The sequence below is a fragment of the Mycobacterium kyorinense genome, from assembly GCF_001672775.1.
In the GTDB taxonomy this organism is placed as follows: Bacteria; Actinomycetota; Actinomycetes; order Mycobacteriales; family Mycobacteriaceae; genus Mycobacterium; species Mycobacterium kyorinense_A.
In genome coordinates this window covers 38,498-55,813 of record NZ_LZKJ01000108.1, presented here as the reverse complement: position 1 = coordinate 55,813, position 17,316 = coordinate 38,498, and the positions used below count along the sequence as shown (strand labels likewise).

General features: G+C 64.6%; 17 protein-coding genes. 3 read left to right on the top strand and 14 right to left on the bottom strand.

The window, feature by feature from the left end; genetic code table 11:
* Positions 1-12: 12 nt before the first annotated feature.
* Both A5707_RS24760 and A5707_RS11400 read left to right on the top strand, forming a co-directional pair.
* Positions 13-1,584, top strand: coding sequence for a PPE domain-containing protein (locus A5707_RS24760; protein ID WP_065014579.1), 1,572 nt, complete (start codon positions 13-15; stop codon positions 1,582-1,584).
* Complete coding sequence (locus A5707_RS11400) at positions 1,581-1,925, top strand: YbaB/EbfC family nucleoid-associated protein (RefSeq protein WP_269455149.1); 345 nt, start codon at positions 1,581-1,583, stop codon at positions 1,923-1,925. Before A5707_RS24760 ends, A5707_RS11400 begins: the two co-directional genes overlap by 4 nt.
* A gap of 18 nt (positions 1,926-1,943) precedes the next feature.
* On the opposite strand, the gene A5707_RS23270 is transcribed toward A5707_RS11400, so the two are convergent.
* Positions 1,944-2,795, bottom strand: coding sequence for a secretion protein EccK (locus tag A5707_RS23270; protein ID WP_156657804.1), 852 nt, complete (start codon positions 2,793-2,795; stop codon positions 1,944-1,946).
* A 31-nt stretch (positions 2,796-2,826) separates the two neighbouring features.
* On the opposite strand from A5707_RS23270, the gene A5707_RS23265 reads away from it, so the two are divergent.
* Positions 2,827-3,546: a hypothetical protein gene (locus A5707_RS23265; RefSeq protein WP_156657802.1), complete on the top strand. Its 720-nt coding sequence runs from the start codon at positions 2,827-2,829 to the stop codon at positions 3,544-3,546.
* 656 nt (positions 3,547-4,202) lie between these two features.
* On the opposite strand, the gene A5707_RS23260 is transcribed toward A5707_RS23265, so the two are convergent.
* The 13 genes from A5707_RS23260 to eccCb form a co-directional block, all read right to left on the bottom strand.
* Complete coding sequence (locus A5707_RS23260; RefSeq protein ID WP_232000703.1) at positions 4,203-5,132, bottom strand: hypothetical protein; 930 nt, start codon at positions 5,130-5,132, stop codon at positions 4,203-4,205.
* 1,053 nt (positions 5,133-6,185) lie between these two features.
* A complete protein-coding gene (locus tag A5707_RS11385) occupies positions 6,186-6,806 on the bottom strand; it encodes a hypothetical protein (RefSeq protein WP_065014578.1) in 621 nt (206 codons plus the stop codon).
* Entirely contained in the window at positions 6,803-6,985 is a 183-nt protein-coding gene (locus A5707_RS11380; RefSeq protein WP_065014577.1) for a hypothetical protein, read from the bottom strand. Before A5707_RS11380 ends, A5707_RS11385 begins: the two co-directional genes overlap by 4 nt.
* 119 nt (positions 6,986-7,104) lie before the next feature.
* Positions 7,105-7,569 carry a hypothetical protein gene (locus tag A5707_RS11375; protein ID WP_065014576.1) on the bottom strand — a complete coding sequence of 155 codons (465 nt, stop codon included), beginning with the start codon at positions 7,567-7,569 and terminating at the stop codon, positions 7,105-7,107.
* Between the two features lie 97 nt (positions 7,570-7,666).
* Positions 7,667-9,550, bottom strand: a complete 1,884-nt coding sequence (locus tag A5707_RS11370) for an alpha/beta hydrolase (RefSeq protein WP_065014575.1) — start codon at positions 9,548-9,550, stop codon at positions 7,667-7,669.
* Positions 9,551-9,627: 77 nt separating this feature from the next.
* A complete protein-coding gene (locus tag A5707_RS11365) occupies positions 9,628-9,939 on the bottom strand; it encodes a type VII secretion target (protein WP_065014574.1) in 312 nt (103 codons plus the stop codon).
* 46 nt (positions 9,940-9,985) lie between these two features.
* On the bottom strand, positions 9,986-11,518 hold the full coding sequence (eccD, locus tag A5707_RS11360; RefSeq protein WP_082969404.1) for a type VII secretion integral membrane protein EccD: 1,533 nt from the start codon (positions 11,516-11,518) through the stop codon (positions 9,986-9,988).
* A complete protein-coding gene (locus A5707_RS11355; protein ID WP_065014572.1) occupies positions 11,515-12,903 on the bottom strand; it encodes a MinD/ParA family ATP-binding protein in 1,389 nt (462 codons plus the stop codon). The genes eccD and A5707_RS11355 overlap by 4 nt, the downstream gene beginning before the upstream one ends.
* Before the next feature lie 87 nt (positions 12,904-12,990).
* The gene (locus A5707_RS11350; RefSeq protein WP_065014571.1) at positions 12,991-13,281 is read right to left on the bottom strand and encodes a WXG100 family type VII secretion target; all 291 of its coding nucleotides are present in this window, start codon (positions 13,279-13,281) and stop codon (positions 12,991-12,993) included.
* A gap of 28 nt (positions 13,282-13,309) precedes the next feature.
* Positions 13,310-13,615, bottom strand: a complete 306-nt coding sequence (locus A5707_RS11345) for a WXG100 family type VII secretion target (protein WP_065014570.1) — start codon at positions 13,613-13,615, stop codon at positions 13,310-13,312.
* Positions 13,616-13,696: 81 nt separating this feature from the next.
* On the bottom strand, positions 13,697-15,040 hold the full coding sequence (locus tag A5707_RS11340; protein WP_065014569.1) for a PPE family protein: 1,344 nt from the start codon (positions 15,038-15,040) through the stop codon (positions 13,697-13,699).
* Between the two features lie 44 nt (positions 15,041-15,084).
* The gene (locus A5707_RS11335) at positions 15,085-15,381 is read right to left on the bottom strand and encodes a PE domain-containing protein (protein WP_065014568.1); all 297 of its coding nucleotides are present in this window, start codon (positions 15,379-15,381) and stop codon (positions 15,085-15,087) included.
* 132 nt (positions 15,382-15,513) lie between these two features.
* Complete coding sequence (gene eccCb / locus A5707_RS11330; protein WP_065014567.1) at positions 15,514-17,289, bottom strand: type VII secretion protein EccCb; 1,776 nt, start codon at positions 17,287-17,289, stop codon at positions 15,514-15,516.
* Positions 17,290-17,316 lie beyond the last annotated feature (27 nt).

Below are 17,316 nucleotides of genomic sequence, written 5' to 3'. Positions count from 1 at the left end.
TGAGGAGGAAGTATGGGAGAAGAACTCAGAGTCGATACGAATGACCTGCGGGGCAAAGCCAACGACATCAACGGAATCGACTGGGCCAACCCGTCAGGTCAGCCGCCGATCACGCCGCCATCTACGCTGAAAACCTCCTTGGACGCGACCGCCAATCTCGTCCATAGCGCACAGTCGTTGTGGGAATACCAGAACTGGGGCGTCATCGAAGGTAAGCGCCTCGCGGAGTCGCTGTATCACGTGGCGAAGGCCTACGACGAAACCGATCTACGGGCTACCAGTGAGATCAACGCGGGTAAGCCGATATCTAGCGGTGCGGTCAAGCCCGACGACTGCTCGATCCCGGCGCCGCCGCATCCGACCGCACCGGGAATGCCGACCAAAGCCGGCCACGCCCATGGTGATCCGGAAGAAATAGAGAACGACCTGGCAAACGGCGATCAAGGGGCTGCCCTCCGCGCGGTGGCCGCCCATTGGCGCACTATCGCGACAAATCTTCAAACGGCAGCTCAACATTTTCACGTCAAGATCCGCGATTGGGAGGGCGCCGCTGCCGAGGTCGCCTACGGGCGTTTCAACGAATTCGGCGGGTGGCTAAGCGGTCTCGCCGGCTCCTGGCAGGAACTGGCGGCGGAGGCCGACAAGATCGCCGACGCCCACACCACAGCGCGTGCCGCGCACACACCGATCGCCGAAGAGTGGAAGCAGCTCAAAAAGCAGATGGAATCGTCGGATACCCCCGACGAGCAGAAGAAGGCGATCGGAGCGAGACTCCTCAAGCTATACATGGATTCCGAACACGTGCGGGCGCAATACGAGAGCGCGGCGACCATCGATAAAGTTTCCCCGCCAGAACCTCGCGACGGAGCCCTTCCCTCCACCCCCGTCTACACCAACGGTGACCCGCGTCGACGGGCTGTGCCGGCTGGCGACGACGAGCAGCAGCCCGGCGCGGGTGGGTCGTCTCCCGGGGGTGGCGGAGGCGCGCCCGGCGGCGGAGGTGCCCCTGGCGGTGGTGCACCGTCGCCGATGGGTCAGCCGGTTGCTCCACAACAGCCGGCAGCCGCACGCACCGGAGGCGCACCCGGCGGTATGCCCGGCGGCGGCCAAGGTGCCGGCCAAGGTGGCGGGAAGCCTGGCGGCGGCATGCCGGGCGGCCTGCCCGGGGGCATGCCAGGCGGGATGCCGGCCGCGGCGAAGGCCACCCCGCACCTGCCGAAGGGTCCGGCTGTCAAACCGGCCGCCCATGGAGGCGGCGGCGCGGGAGGCGGCGGGGGCGGCGCACCGCGCTCGCCGCTGCAGCCTGCGGTAGGCGCTAACGCCGTGGCGCCCGCGAATGCTGCCGAAGCCGGGCCGGGAGCGCAAGCAGCCCAAGGCATGCCGGGCGGCGCCATGGGCGGCGGGATGGGGGGTATGCCGATGGGAGGCCATGGCCAGGGCCAAGGCAAGGAACGGCGCCGCACCCCGGGGCTTGCTCCCGACGAGGAGCTCTACAAAGAAGATCGGTCTTGGACTGAAGGCGTCATCGGGGCTCGTCGTCGTAAGGACGTGCCGGACGCCAAGGACGGCAAGGAGTCGAAGTGACCTCGGAAATGCATCCGCACGTGGCGGCGGTGCTGAAGCAGGCGCAACGGTTGCAGTCGGCGCTGGACGAGCAGCTGCACAAGATGGAGACCGAAAAGTTCACGGCCACAGATGAATCCGAGACTGTCGAAGTGACGCTCAACGGACATCACTGGCTCACCGATGTTTTCATCAAAGATGGGTCGCTGCGACTGGGGTCGAAAACCGTCGAGCAACGGGTGAACGAGGCGCTGCAAAACGCGACCACGCAAGCGGTCGCATCCATCGAAGCCGACCGGGAACGTCTTGACGCGGTGCTCATCGACATCACTGACGAGCTGAGCGACACTGCCGAAAACTGACCGATCGCTCTAAAGCGTTTAGGGCGCTGCGGATCCGGCGAGCGCGTCGGCGACCAGGATGCTCAGCTGTTGCCAGTACAGCCAGTCGGCGACGGCTTTGCGTTGCTCGATCGCGTGCACCGCGGTGTGGGCCTTATGCAGAGCCAGCTCCTGGGCATGGGCGGCGTAGGTGACGAACGCCTGCAAATGGTGCACCCCTCGATCGGGATCGCTGCTCATCAGATGCTTCATCACTTCAAACCACAGCGTGCCGCGCTGGTCGGCCGGCGGGTTGGTGTCCACCGGGGCAGGCGGCAGCATGTCGATCAACCCGAGGTCGCTGACGCCGGCGAGCTGCGCCGCCTGGCCGGGCGCGACCACCTCTAGCCGGGACCGGCCGGCCATCCTGCCGCTGGACGGGATGTCCTCCTCGCGCAGTACCTCCCGGTAGACGCCCGGGTCGAACTCGCGGAATTGCGCCTCGGTGGCGATCACGGCCCGCAGCGTGGTGTCGTGGGCCGCCGCCCAACCTTGGATGGCCAACATCGGGTAGGTGGCCCACCGGGCCCGTTCGGCGGCCGGGACGGCGGGGTCGACCGAGACCAACTGAACGCCGTCGGGCAGGGTCACCGGCTCGGGGATGTATCCCATTCCGTAGCTGTTGGCGACGACGATCTGGCCATCATTGGTCACCGCGGTGATCCAGAAGAATTGGAAATCGCCCTGGTTGAGCAAGTCTGGGGCGTTGAGTGCCGCGCCGAGGCGGCGGGCCGCCCGCAACGCATCACCGCCGCCACGGCGGTTCGTGGCATCGGCGATCGCGTCCTTTTGGGCGCGTGCCGAGGACACCGGGATCGGCGCCGGCGCCGCATCGGCGTGCGACGAGGTCATCGATCCACCGACGCCACCCTGGGAGGTGCTGGTGGTGGACGCCGGGTGCACACCTGGCCCGCCGGGTGCGCCGGGCGTGCCGCTACCGGGTGCGCCTGGGGTGCCGCCACCCGCAGACACGGGTGCTGCCGGCGACGGAGTGGCCGGCGGCAGCAACGGCATCGGTGCTGAACCGCTCCCCCCTGAGCCTGACGACATCGATGGCATGCTGACTCCACCACCACCGCCGGTGAACCCGCCGCCTCCGCCGCTGTCGACGGTGTGGCCGCGAGCACCCGACACCCCGCCCCCGGTGTGTTCCACCGGCGCCGAGGGGGCCACGGGTGTCGCACCGGCGGCGCTAGCTGCCGATGCCGCGGCGGCAGCCGTGGACGCCGCGCCTGCGGATGCGGGCAACACCGCCGGAGACGCCGACCCCGCCGCGGCAGCGGCCGCTGCAATCCCGGAGTCGGGCCTGCCTGCCGCGGGTTGGGTCGGCGGGCCGCCCGAACCCGCCTGCGACTGTGAAGTATCCGACATTCCCTGCGGAGCACCGGACGCCGTCGTCGGCGCCGCACTTTGCGCGCCTCCGGAACCAGGTGCCCCCATCCACTGCGAACCACCCGTCGACCCGGAGGAAGAACCGCTGGCGCTCGTACCGGGCGAAGTTAACATCGACGGCCGCGGCACTGCTGCTCCTGGCGAGATGCCGGACTGGCCCGGTGGCGGCGCAGGTGCGGCATTAGGACCGGTTGCGCCCACGGCGCCTTGATTGCTCACAAGTTGGCTTGCAGGAACCACAGCAGGAGTCTTACCCCCCGGGGGACCACCTACGGCGCCTTGATTGCTCACAAGTTGGCTTGCAGGAGCCAGAGCAGGAGTCTCGTCGACGGGCGTCCCGGCGCCCGGTTCCCCGGGAGCGGCTGTGGCCGGCATTTCGGGCATCACTAATTTGAAACCCAATTTAGAGCCTTGACTGGAGACGGTCTCCGAATTCTCCTTCCACGCTGCTGCGATTTCACTTTGTATTTTCGCGTCGCGGTCCTGGTCGTCGTCCGTAATCCGTCCGATTGCGTCTTGATGGTTATGGACAGTTTCGGCGATCTCGTTCTTAGCATCACGTATCGTGTCGTGCGCATCGTGATACCACTTCGCGACGGCATCAATCTTATTCCGCATCTCTTGCATTAGGTTAAGTCGTCGCTGCAGCACACTTTCGGCGGCGCTGGCTGCGCCGCCCGACCAGACACCGTCATGAAAAATCATGTGATGCTCGCGCGCCCAGTTATCAATAACCTTGCCTAGCTGCGCACTAGCCTGTTCGAATACCTCGGCACGGGCCTGTAACTGGTCTTCGTCAGCTTCCGGCCACAATCCCGAAATCATCTGTGAGGCATAATCGCCTGTGGGCGGAGCAATCGCCATAATCTAATCCTCAACAGCCTGGCATGCCTTCATGATTACCCACTCCGTAGCGTTAGCTGTAGCCGCTAGGTGGGCATCGGAAGGAACATAGGTGGGTATCCCTTTAACATAGGCGCGGGTGTACTGCGCGCTCAGTACCGCGAAGTCTTGAATAATGGGATTTTTGCTACGCTGGCCCAATTGCTCGATGTCGTCGGCGTAGGCGGACATTACTGGCGTTACCGCATCGTAGACGGCCTTTTGCTCGGGCGTCCATTCGCTCGCCGGTTTTTGCGGGTCCATGCTGCCCCACGCAGAAGCGTCAGTGCTATACCGCTGCCATCGAGCCTTCCAGTCGTTGCAGATCGGGTCGCGGGCGGTGAGGAAACGCTGCGGATCGGCGGGATCACTCGGCACGGCGATGTGAGCCGGCGGCGCCGCAGTTGGTACTGACGGACCCCACATGCTCGCCGAACCCTCTGAAATTGCGTTGCAGATGGAATATATAGCCGACGATGCATTCGTAGCGACAGTTGCTAACTGATCGTCAGACGGCGTGTACGTGGGAATACTGGCGGCGTAGGTCCGTGCGTAGACGATAAATTGTTCGTAGAGCTCACGCATCACTCGATGGGGGGTCTGCTTTGCAAGCGGGACGAACTGGTCTGCAGCGTTGCGCATCGCGGTGCCCATCGCGGTGTATTGCGCGCGCTGATCCGGCGTCCAGTCCGTCGCAGGAATCGAGGGATCGCGGTCATTCCACCCATTTTTGCCTTGATCAGCATAACCATTGTTGATCGGAGTGAATTTATCGCAGGTCGGTTCTTCGGTGATGACTGCAACTGGGTCTGTGTCATTTGCGCTAGCAATCGTCGATGTCTTACCTGAATTGCCCCCGTTGGCTGGGCCCCTGCCGTCTGACCCGCTGCGAGTGAGAGCCAGCGTCACTGCCACAGCGATTGCTACGACTGCAATCAGAGTGATCGCGCCCAATGCCCACTTCAAGGCATTGCTCTTTTTCGCTGGACCAGGAAGTGGCCAACCTGGATACTGGCCGGGCGGTGGACCATACGGCACGCCCTGCGGGGGCTGACCGGGCGGTTGGCCGGGTGCAGGCGGCCGTGGGTGCCAAGGACCCTGCGGGGGCGGGGGCATAGTCAATACACATACCTCCAGGTCACGTCCACTCACCCCTCAAGATTGAGGCGGCTTCGGCTGCAGTCTTGCACCTACCCGAACACTGTTCTCTACAAGGTTAAGCGACAAGTCGACCGGCCTCCTGCACCAAAGCTGTCACTCGCACCGCCACACGCTGAGTGGCATCATCCACGTCTCGATGCCGAAACTGCATAATCCGCGGGGTATGAAGGCGGCAACCGCTGGCGGCGCCAGACTAGCCGCGAACCCAGCAATCAACTGCGAAGCGTAATCCCGAAGGGTGGACCAAAAACACCCGTCAGCTGCTTTGCACGCCTCGACAACAACCGCCTCAACGGCGGTGTCCGCGGCAGCTAAAAGCTATTGGCCGGAGCATACGCATTCATCCGTAAAGACTGCGACCGGCCCGGCGCCATTAGCACTCGCGATCCCCGATGTCGGATGCGAACCGCTGCCAATGCTCTCCCCGCCGCCCGCTCCCCCATCACTGAAAATCAACGTCAGCACCACAGCCACCGCGACAATCGCAATCAGAGCCACCGCTGCCAATGCCCACTTCAGGGCATTGCTCTTCTTGGGCCGCCCATGCGGTGGCCAATTTGGATACGGCCCCGCCAGCGGACCATCAGGCTGGTTCTGGGGAAACTGCCAGGGCGGCGATGACGGCGGCTGACCGGGCCTGGGCGGCCCAGGTTGCCATGAATCCTGCGGTGGCGGGGGCACACTCACGACACACACCTCCAGGTCACGCCAACTCACGCCTATTCAGGCGGCCTCACAGACAGCCTTTCCTGCACTGAACTTAATGGCGACAGCCTTAAGCAAGTGAAAATTAACCAAGCCAAGCGATCAGAGATCGATCTCCGAACCGGGCCTGGCAGGCCGACCAGGCGCCGGAGTGACCGGAACAGTCGGACTTCCCGGCTGACCACCGGCTGCACCGCCGCCGAGAGAGTCGGGAATGGGCTCCAGCCGCTCTCGCTGCGGTCCGGCGGCTTGGTGCTTCGGCTCGGCCGGTTCGCTCGGCTTCTCCTCGGCCTTGTCGTCCTTGTCCTCCGGCTTGTCCGGTTGGGCCTGATCCGCAGGCACGTCGCCCGGCTGCCCATCCGGGCCGTGCTGGCCCAATTGGCCAGAGTGGCCCATCATGCCCTGCAGACCCTGCATGCTCTGCATAACGGTCTGCGGAAGCGCTCCGACCATGCCCAACATCTGCATCGGCATCTGCACGGCTTGGCCGGCCATCTCCATCGGCATGCCGAGCATCTGACCCATTTGACCCATCATCTGGCTCGCCGGGTCGCCCCCCGACCCCACGGCGCCACCCGACTGCCCCTGGCCGCCGTTCGCGTCGAACTGCTGCTGGTTGATTTTGTTTCCCAGCGCCTCATCGGTCTGCGCGTAGTGTTGGGCCGCTTGGGCGACGTTAGCGGCGTCCCGTTGCGCGTCGGCCTTGAGTTGGTCCAGAGTCATGGCCCGACTACCGGTGCTTCCAGCTTGGGCACGTGCGCGGCGATCGCCGCCGACAGCGGGTCACTGCCTGACACGGTGAAGCCCGGCGGAATCACCGGAATTTCGTCGGCATGGGCGCCTAACTTCGCCGCGGCCTGCGCCAGCCGCTCTGGATCTACTTTCAGCGTCTCTTGCGCCATCGCTACAACCCCCACGCTGCGTCTACGTAAAACAAAGCATAACCGCTCTGTTGGCACGTCGCGTGCACGAAGTTTGCCGCCGCCGACGATCTCGGATGGCGGCCGGTCAAGACGTGCCGTCAGCCCCCAGCCAGTTCGCTGGTGATGCGTTGGAAGCCGTTGTCAGTGTGGTGATCCTGCATGTTGCGGCACTCGCCGAAAAGCCGGATAGACCCGTGATGCCCCACTGTGCCGCTCTCCCCGATGATCACCATGACCCCGTCTTTGTGGACCGCAGCGCCGAACGGACGCATACCCGGTGGCGGGCCGGCGGTCCAGCCGGATTGTTTGGCCATGGTTGCGGCGATCTGCTGGAAGTAGGCCTGGCGGTCCACGCCGGTAGGCACGGTGAACAACATGTCCACCCTGCCGCGATAGGGCGGATCTCCTTGGTCGTTGCACGACTCCCACTGGAAAGTCCCGGACAGATCCGCCAAGTCGTTCACCGTGGCGATCTGTTTGGCCGGGTCGATCACCTGGGTCTTGGCCTGCTCATCGGATAACGGCTCGGGAGGTGGGGCTGCGCGGTGTTGCGACGGAAACATCAGCGAACAACCTCCTAGGACAAGAGCCACGACCGCGATAAGCGGGGCGACGGCCAGCAATGCCGATCGTCGCCGCAAGTGGCTATCTCTACGGTTATTAAAAGCCATGGTCATCAGTCACAGAGGCACCCGGGCGGTTCCATTCCGGGTCGGTCCACGGGAGATCGATGTGAGGCAGCGGAACGTTGCCGATGCCTGGAACATGCACCTCGGTCGGGGTGACGGGATAGGGGACGTCGACCCGCTGCCCGGCCAGCAGTCCATCGCTTGCCAGGTTGTCGGCATGGCCGCTGACGATGTCGGTCATGCTGCGCAGCGACTCGCTGCCCACGTGGTAGTAGTACGAATGGTCTTCTCTGCGGATGAATTCCGAGCCCGGAACCTCGGCACGAAATCGCGTTGCACCAAAGCCCTCGTGGGCCGGATCGGTGCCCAAGCCCGCTGCCGCCCCAACAGGATTGCCTAACGCATCATTGAGCGCATTGGGCACCCCGCCTGCTTCACCGAGCCAACCGACGAAGTCAGTGGAAGCGTCGCCGACGTAGACGTGTCCGCCATTGAGGTTGAAATCGGCAGCAGTGCGCGCCGCATCAGTCCCCGGACACCCCAGTAGCACAGCATCATTGGCGTGCATGCCGCTGCGGGCGAACGCGTCGGCCACCGTCGTCGAACCATACGAATGCCCGATGACGGTGACGTGCTCCCCTACCCCGTCTTGGTGGGTAACGCCCAGGCTGTTGACATCCCACGCGAGTAAATCCCCGCCGGTTTGGGCAAGGCCCGGGTTTCCGACGTTGAGATCGTTAAAGCTTGAGGGGGTGTCGTATCCCATCCATGCGATCACCGCCGTGGGGTGGTTTGGATCGGCCGGTGCTGATTGATCGTAAAGATTGATCGCATCATTGTGGCCGTCGGATAGCCATCCCGACTTCACGCTGGCGCCTGTACCCGGCACGATGACAGCGGTGTTCGGCGACTGGTCCGGGTTCCCAATCGCGATTGCTGCCTTGCCTTTACCGTTGAACGCCAGCGGGTCATAGGCCCACAGCATTGCCGGTCGCAGCGTGGACATGTCCAGGTTGTGGTCTTTGGCATATTGGGCAAGACCTTTGTAGTCGCCGTGGTAGTCGTCAATCCCCATGTCATGGTAAAGACCACGCTGCGTATTCTTGGCGTTTTGATACCGGGTAACGTCGTCGGCCGAAAGTCCGTATGCCCCTGGGTTTTTGACTACATCATCGGCCGAGACATGGTTTCGGGTAGCGATGTCCTCCACGCGATGAATGTCGTCGTCCATCACCTGCACGTTGACTTGGTCGCGGGCGTCGGCCGGGATGCCGCCGAGGTTGCCCAACAGCGGCGGGTGCTGCGCGATGAGTGCTTGCCGCTGCTCGTCGCTGAGCGAATCCCACCACCTCTTGACGTCTTCCGGACTGGTGTCGGGCGATGGAATCTGAATGTGTTTGCCCGCCACGTTGACCGGAGGATTAGGGATCGACGGGCCACACGCTTGCGCAATCGCGGCAGCAGTGGCTTGATCGACTTCGTCGAAGGTCTTCAGCAGTTGCTGGAGGACAGTCGTCAGCTTCTCCGCCACACCGTTCAGAAATCTTCCGACCAGCCACTGGTGTGGGGTGACCACGCCGTCATCGCTGACCGAGAAACCCAGCTTCGCCAACGTGTGGACCATTTCCACGATCGCTTTGCGCAGAGCGCCGAGTTGCTCTCCACCATTGTTCAGCGCGGATTTCAGTTCCTGCAGCCTGAGATGAAACCGCTCCTGTTTGCCCAGCTTTCGCAAGCCCGCGGCCAGCGCCGCGGTTGCGGCCTCGCCCTGCCAGGACTGCTGCAGGTATGCCAAGTCCTCGCGTTCGCCGGCCATGATCGTTTCCAAGGTGGTGATCTTGCCGGAAACCTGCTCGGCGGCGTCGGTGAGCTTCTCAGGGTGCGACCCCTCCACCGTCGAGACCGAAACACCCATGCAGCCATGCCTTTCGAACGGCCGATTTCAAAACCGTACCACCGCGATTAGCGGTGTCGGTGCATCAACTAGACCGGCTACTTGCCCAATTTGACTTTGTGAATCGCTTCGCCGGCCGTGCGGTCGGTGTTGCGGTATTCGGCCGCGGCGGTTTTCAGTTTTCCGCCGTATTCGTCGGTTTCCTTCGCCAACGCCGCGGTCTGAGCAGCGATGGCCGACTGCGCCTTCCGGCAAGCAGCCGCCGTAGCCAATTGCGATCCAACCCCGGCCGCATCGCCCAGGGGAGCGTCAGCTTGGAGTGCGGCCAGTTCGCCGCCGGCCTCAGTAAAAGTGCTGCCAACTTTTCCGAGTGCGTCGGCGTCGACGGCCAGGTCCTGTCCCCCGCTCACGGGCCGAATTCCGGTGTGGGAAGCACTTTTAGGGCGAACATCCGCGTTATCCCCGAATATTGCGGATCAGGTCGTAGACGCTGGCGATCCACAACAGCAACGGGATGACGGCGGCGATCGCAGCGCCATCGGCCAATTCGAGAAGCCGTTTGGTCACCGGCGAGACACGACGGCCACTTGCGGTTGCGCCGATCGAAATCACGGCGACGACCACTCCCGCCAGGTAGATGCTCAATACCAGCCATGCGCTGGCCGGATACCACAAACTCACCTTCACCATCACACCTGTGGGGATGGCGACGACGGCGGTCAGCAGCGCCCATGCGCACCAGCGTTCGGCGTACAGCCGTGACCGGAACCCGCAGATCACCGTGACCAATGCGGCCGCCACGATGCTGTGAATGAAGAAGTGTCCGCGCACCACTACCGCGATGGCACCGACCGCGAGCACCAGGGTGCCGGCCGACAGAAAGCCGATGAGCAGCTGCCTGGCCAGCCGGCTGCGTTCAGTCAGCCGCGCCGCGGAGTCGGGCACCGACGCCAGGATGGCCTGCCAGGTCGCCGACTCCTCGTCGGTGTCTTCGGGGGCCTCGACGGCGTCGAGCAGCTCTTCGTTGCCAACGGTCTCGCCGGGAGCAGGGATCGGCGGCAGCGCGATCCGCGCGACCGCGACCGTCAGCTTGGCCGCATTGGTCATCACGAACAGCCCGAAACCAATTGCGCCGGCCGGCACCCAGTACTGCCAGCCATAGCCGTACGCAATGGCCGCGGCCATCACCGCGATAGCCGAGACGGTGATAAACGAAGCCAGCTCGGCGCGCCGACGTGGGCCACCCCGCGTCGCCAACGTCAATAGCAGGATGGCCACCGCGCTGGCCGCCAGCTGCGGCGCGCCCAGCGAGTCGCTGCCGCGCGGCAGCGGGATCGCGAGCGCTACTGCTGCCGCGACTACCGGATACGCCGCGACGAGCAGGCTTTCCGACATCTTCAGGTTCTGATACCGGCTTCTGGCAACGACGCTGCCGACCAGCAGACCGACGGCCAAAACGCCCAGCGCCGGGGCCCACCACAGCAGATGCCCGGTGTTACTCCAGGCCAGCGCCGACGCCACCGACAATGCCAGTGCGACCACCGGAATAGCCACGACCACAAAGCGATTCAGGGCTCGCCGATCGAACTGTGGTGATTCGTCGAGGACCGCGATGGCGTCGATGACATCCTCGACCAGCGGTCGATACCGCTCCGTGCGGCTGACCGACACCAGCGTCAACAACGACCCATCGACGACTCCGGCGTCGTCGAGCGACTTGTCGAGCTTCAGCGGCGGAGCACCCGGACGAGCGAACGCCCACACACCGCCAGCCGAAAAATCGAAGCCGGCCAAGACATCAGCCGGCGTGTCTTCGAGCAGGTCGGCCAGCACCGAGACGGTCTCGTCGATATAGGTCTCTATCGGGGTCGACGAGGGCAGCACCAAGTCCGTCATCCGCTTACCGGTAAGGATCGTCACGCGGGTGGTCGACGGCCTGCTCGGCGTCGTGCCCGAAGTCGCCGACGCTGCGGCAGCGGGGGCGCTCAATGCCGTTCGAGCCGGTCGAAGTCGTCGGACAGCGCCGCGGCCAACTCCAAGATCCTGCGCTGGTAGGTAGAGCCCAGCAGATCGAGTTGAATCTCGGTTCCTGACGCGACGTGCTTATCCCACGGCAGCACGATGACCCGACCCGGCTGCAGATGGCGTTCGAACTGCTGCACCAGATCATCGACATCCAGATTCGGCTTGCCCGGCACGACGTGGTTGATCACCACACAGGCGCGGGACAGCAGATCCTGGTAACCGTTTTGGCGCAGCCAGTCCATGGCGATCGCAGCTTGCCGCGCGCCGTCGATTGATGCGCTCGCCACGATGACGATGCCGGAAACCGTCGACAGCACAGCTTTGGCCGACGAATCGAACAACCCGGGTCCGCAGTCGGCCAGCACCAGGTTGTAGTACCGCGACACGATCTCGGTGGCACCCTGCCAGTCCTCGTCGTTGAACGCGCGGCGCGCCACGCTGTACTCCTCGGACGAGAGCACTTCGAGGTTGGCGGCGTTCATGCTGGTGTGCGCGCGGATATCGTTGTATCGCGACAACGACTTGTCGGCGAGCAGGTCCGCAATGCTGGCCGCCGACTGCCGCCCCGCGCGATCGGCGAGGTTGCCGGCACCCGGATCGGCGTCGATGGCCAGGATTCGGTCCCCGCGCACTTTGGCCAGAGCCGAGCCCAACGCGACAGTCACAGCGGTCTTCCCGACGCCGCCCTTTAAGCCCAAGATGCCGATCTGATACGAGTCGCGGGCGTTGCGCCGAACCCGCATCTGCAGGTCCAATTCGTAAAGCTCGTCAGGAGACAGACCCAGGTTCATCCTGGTCAGCAAGTACAGCCAATGACGCCAGCCGTGTTGCGACGGCATCTTGACCGCGGACTTGACGCCGACGTGTGACAACGCGTCGATAGCGCGGTGATTGCCAATGGTGGCCGCGGACGTCTGCGGCTGGCTCGGCGGCGGGGGGGCTGCCCGCCAGCCGCCTGCCTCTTGTTGGGAATCGGCGAAATGTTGGCTTGGCGCCGGCGCTGGTTGCATCGGCGGCGGCTGCGGCGGTGGCGTACGCGGGCGTTCGTATTGCGCGCCGGTAGTTCCGGTGGTGGGCATGGGCGCCGCGGTGCTGCCATTCGGCGCCGGCGGCGCGGGGGTATCCGAGCGCGGTGCCGGTGGCGGCGCGGCCTGAGCTTGCCACGACGGAGGCGGCGGCTGCGGCCCACCGATCGGCATCGGCGGGGTAGGCGCGTCGTGGGATGCAGGTGGGCTCGCCGGCATCGGAGGCGGCTGGAACCGTCGGACGGCCTCCAGATCTACCTGCGCAGTCGCGTCCCCGGGCTCGTCCTCGGGGGCGTTGAAGAGCCGGTCATAGTCGGCCGACATGAGCACCTCTCAAGACTTCGTCGGTTGCGGCGGGACACGAGGTGGGCGAGATCAACAACTCGAACTCGCCCCCTCGTGCGCGCCGGGCTAGAAAAATCTAGCCGTGTTGGCGGCCTCGGTTTGACCCATTGTCGCACCGGCCTCGTGAATCGCCTGCGCCAGGTTCTGCAACGCCAGGTTCAGTTCACTGGCCGTCTGGTCCCAACGCATCATGAGGGTGTTGTAGGCGCCTTGGGCGTCGCCTTGCCACGCTCCGGCCAGCCTCGCAAGCGAGCCCTTGCCTTCGTCGAGCAAACCGGCTTGGATGCCAACCGCTCCGTGGATAGCGGTTGCGTGGCCCTCGATGCCGGCGAAGTTGTAAGTGATTGGCTGTCCCATGTGATACTCCGTTTCTCTCGAGTCGGGGTCAGAAGTTCATGGCAGCGGCAACGCCGGCGGCCTGATCCTCGTCAGTGCTGGTGTAGTGGATGTTCGACTGCTGCAGGTTCTCTGTGACATCGTCCAGTTCTTTCACCTGCGCGAGGGCGGCTTCGTTGTAACGCGCAAGCGCCGCCTGAGCAGCGTTGCCGGCACTGCCCTGCAACTGCGGCATCAACTCTTGTGCCGTTCCCTCGACCCGGGCCATCACACCCTTGATCTCTCCTGCGATCCGCTCGAAGTTGCTGGCCTCTGTGGCGAGGACAGCCGGATCGGCTTCCATTGGTGCACCCATGCTGATCTCTTTCTTTTCCCGTTGTCCTCGCCACAGGGCGAGTCTTCCGGCCCCGATGGCCGGGAAGTCTTTGGTGGACGGCTACCAGTCGTCGCCGTCGTCTTCGCCCAGGTCTTGGGCGAGCGGCGCGGGCGCCTTCAGCCCGCCTTTGGTGCCGCCCGATTTTCCGCGTTGCCCGGTCGGACCCATTGCGCCCGTCCCGCCGCTGCCGGCACCGACCGGCGCTGTTCCGCCGGTGGCCGATGCTCCCGCCGCTGCACCGACGGGCTCGACGGCGGCCGGCGACACCGGGCCGGTCTTGTCGATCAGACTCGCCATCAGGGGCGTACGCGGCGCCGAACCGCCCATGCCGGGCAGTGATGCCGCCCGCACCAGGCCGGCACCGGTGCTGGCCCCCGACCCGCCGGCCAGCGGATGGTTCGAGAACGGACTGGCCCCCATCAGACCGAGCTGCATGCCGTGGTCGCTGGATCCCATGCTGCTGCCGAGTTGACTGAACATCGATGTCACTTGCTGCATCGGTGACGCCATCTGCTGCATCGGGCTTTGAAGCAGCTGCCCGAGCTGCTGCGGGATCTGGGCGGCCTGCGACCCGATCTGGGTGACCATCTGCATGCCCGACTGCATGAACTGCTGCGGGCCTTGGGTCAACTCGTTCTGCTCGGACGGGCGCGTGTTCTGGGCGTGGCTGGCCTGGCCCTCCCCCAGCGTTGCCGCCTGGCTGCCGGCGCCCACTGCCTCGCCCGCCTTCAAACCGACCGATTCGGCCATACCCTGCGCGGTCGCCCGGGCGAACACCGCGTCGCGGTAGACGGCGCCCGGCGCATTTGCGGCCAACTGACCCAGCGCCGCGCCCGCCGCTACCTCGGCGACCCCGGGGATGACAATCGGCTTCGCCGGTAACACCGGCTCGAACATCACGTTGGTGGTGGTCTCCGCCAGATACGCGTACATCGTGGCGGCAGCCAGGTCCCACATGCGGATGTAGTCCGCCTCGTTGACCGCGATCGGCACGGTGTTGACGCCGAGGAAGTTGGTGGCGTTCAGAACGAAGTTGGTGATGTGGTTTTCCGCGATCTCGGGCAGCTGCGGGGTGGTTGTCGCCGCGGCGGTGTACGACGCTGCCTGGGCCGCTGCCTGCATAGCGCGCTTCTGCGCCTGCAACGCCAGCGTCTGCAGCCAAGCCACCATCGGCATCGTCGCAGCCACCGCACGTTCGCTGGCCATGCCGGACCACGCTCCACTGAGCGCGGACATGCTCGCAGCCAGCTCCAATGCTTGAGTCTCCAGAGAAATTGCCCACGCCTCCCAGCCGGCGGCGGCCTGCAGCATCGGCTCTGCGCCGGCTCCGGCCTGCAGCCGGAACGTGTTGATCTCCGGCAGCAGCGCGGCGAAATCGATGCCTAACGGCGGCAACCCAACCATGGCGGACTAACTCTGGTCTCGAGGTGACTGCTTCGCCCGACGCGCTAAATCAGCGTGCCTGCGGCGCCTTCGTCGACCGCGGCATAGATCGCGGCGGCTTCGGCGTAGGCTGCGCCGGCTCGTGCGAGCTCTTCCTGCGCAAAGCTGTTCAGAGCAAGGGTTTGCACGCCCTCTGACGCGAATGCCATCGCGGCCTGCGCCGAGACTTCGTCGATACCAGCGGGCATCAGGCTGGTCACCGCCGCTGAGGCTGTGGTGCCGGCGGCCACTCCGCGGGTGCCGTTCGCGACGACCTGGGTACCGATCGCGGCGATAGCGGGGTCGACTGCTAAGGGTTGCATTTCAAATCTCTCCTCATCTTGTAGCGGACATCCACATTCACCGTTATGGACGACCGCGCACCATTTCAGGCTGGGATTTGGCACCCCTCGCGCATCAGCACGTCCTCCGGCGATGAAGTTGTCGAATCGATCCTAACCGCCGTTAGAGGGTGGTGCAGACACTTCTTCTGGAGGATCGATATAGACCGCTTGGATGACTTCTTTGGCGTCCGGCGCAACCAAAAATGCCTGGCCAGGGGGCCTTTTTTTGACTTTAATCTCACTGGACGGGAACTCTTGTTTGTCACCGGAGAGAAATAGGGTGGGCGAACCCGCCCCGTATGCAACGCCGACAAACCTGTCCATCGTTGCTCGGGCGGCCTGGCTCATTTGACACGTGACAATTATGTGCAGGCCAATATCGGCGGCCGCTGGTAATAGCGGGCCCAGCGGCGTCATTGGCGGAACGCCACCGGCAGCTGCCACGATCATGTGCCAGTCGTCGACCAACAGCACAATGTCAGGTCCGCTCCACCACGACCGCGAACGCAGCTGCGCGGCAGTCAAGTCGACGGGCGGCAGTCGCTTCCGCAGATTGATCGCCATCGCTTTGATGTTCTCGTCAAGAGACGCGGCGTTGCGGTTGATGGCCCCCGCGTCGAGCAGATGAGAATCCGGTACCGCGTCCAGCAGTCCTGAGCGGTAGTCGGCCACCATGAAGCGCACCTGGTCAGGACTGTTGCGGGCACAGATGGCCCGCGCGACGGCGTGGGCGATGCGCGTCTTACCCGACTTCGCGGCACCGAAGATCAGCAAGTGCGGGGTGACCTGCATGTTGTTGTAGGCCACCGACAGGTCGGACTCGCGCAACCCCAGCGGAATCATCCACCGGGTGCGGTAATCCGCATCGGGCCCCGGTGGGTTGGGATCCAGCTGGTGCAGGTGGATGCGTTCGGGCAGCACCCTGACCTCGGGCGCCTGCTCGGTGTGAACGGTCGCGATTTGTTGGACCGCCGCCGACATCGCCTCGACCAGGTTCTCGGCGCTGTGCACGCCGTCGATCCGGGGCACCCCGATCATCAGGTGGTGCTTCTCCATCGAGATCGCCCGCCCGGGACGGTTAGCCGGGATCTCGCGCGTTATGCGGTCGATCTGGGTTTCGTTGGTGTCCCCTAGCCGGAACTCCACTTTGGTGCCGAGATAGTCGCGCACCCGGGCCTTCAGCTCAGTCCAACGTGGCGTGGAGATCACGGTGTGGATGCCGAAGGCCAACCCTTGACCGGCCAGATCTTGCACCATCGGCTCGAGGTCGGGAAATTCCCCGACGAAAGCCGGCCACCCGTCGATGACCAGGAACACGTCGCCGAAGGGATCCGCCGCGGCGGGATGGTTCGGGTCGTCGCGCATCTGGCGATACGCCGCAATCGAGCCCACCCGATATTGCTTGAAGATGGCTTCCCGTTGGCGCAGCACGGCTTTCATTTCGGCAACCATGCGGTTGACCCGGTCCGGCTCGGATCGGGTCGCCACCCCGCCGACATGCGGCAGGTCTTCAAGGTAGATCAGCCCACCGCCACCGAGGTCGATGCAATAGAACTGAACGTGGCGCGGAGAGTGGGTGGCCGCAGCCGACAAGATCAGAGTCTGCAGAAATGTCGACTTTCCTGTTTGCGGCGCGCCGCCGACGGCGATGTTGCCGCTCGCCGCGGAAACGTCGATGCCCCACACCTCCTGACGATGCCGGCGCGGCTCGTCCATGATTCCCAGACCGAATCGCAGCGGTTGCCGGATGTCACGCTCGACAAGCTCATTGACCGGAGTCGGATCCATCAACGGCGGCAACCACATTCGGTACGCAATGGCTTCGCCGGTGCCCAGCTGGTCCAGCACCACCTCGCGCAGTACCCGCGGCTCGTGTTCGATGCTCATCGGCGCCGCTCCTTATTGCTTCGCATT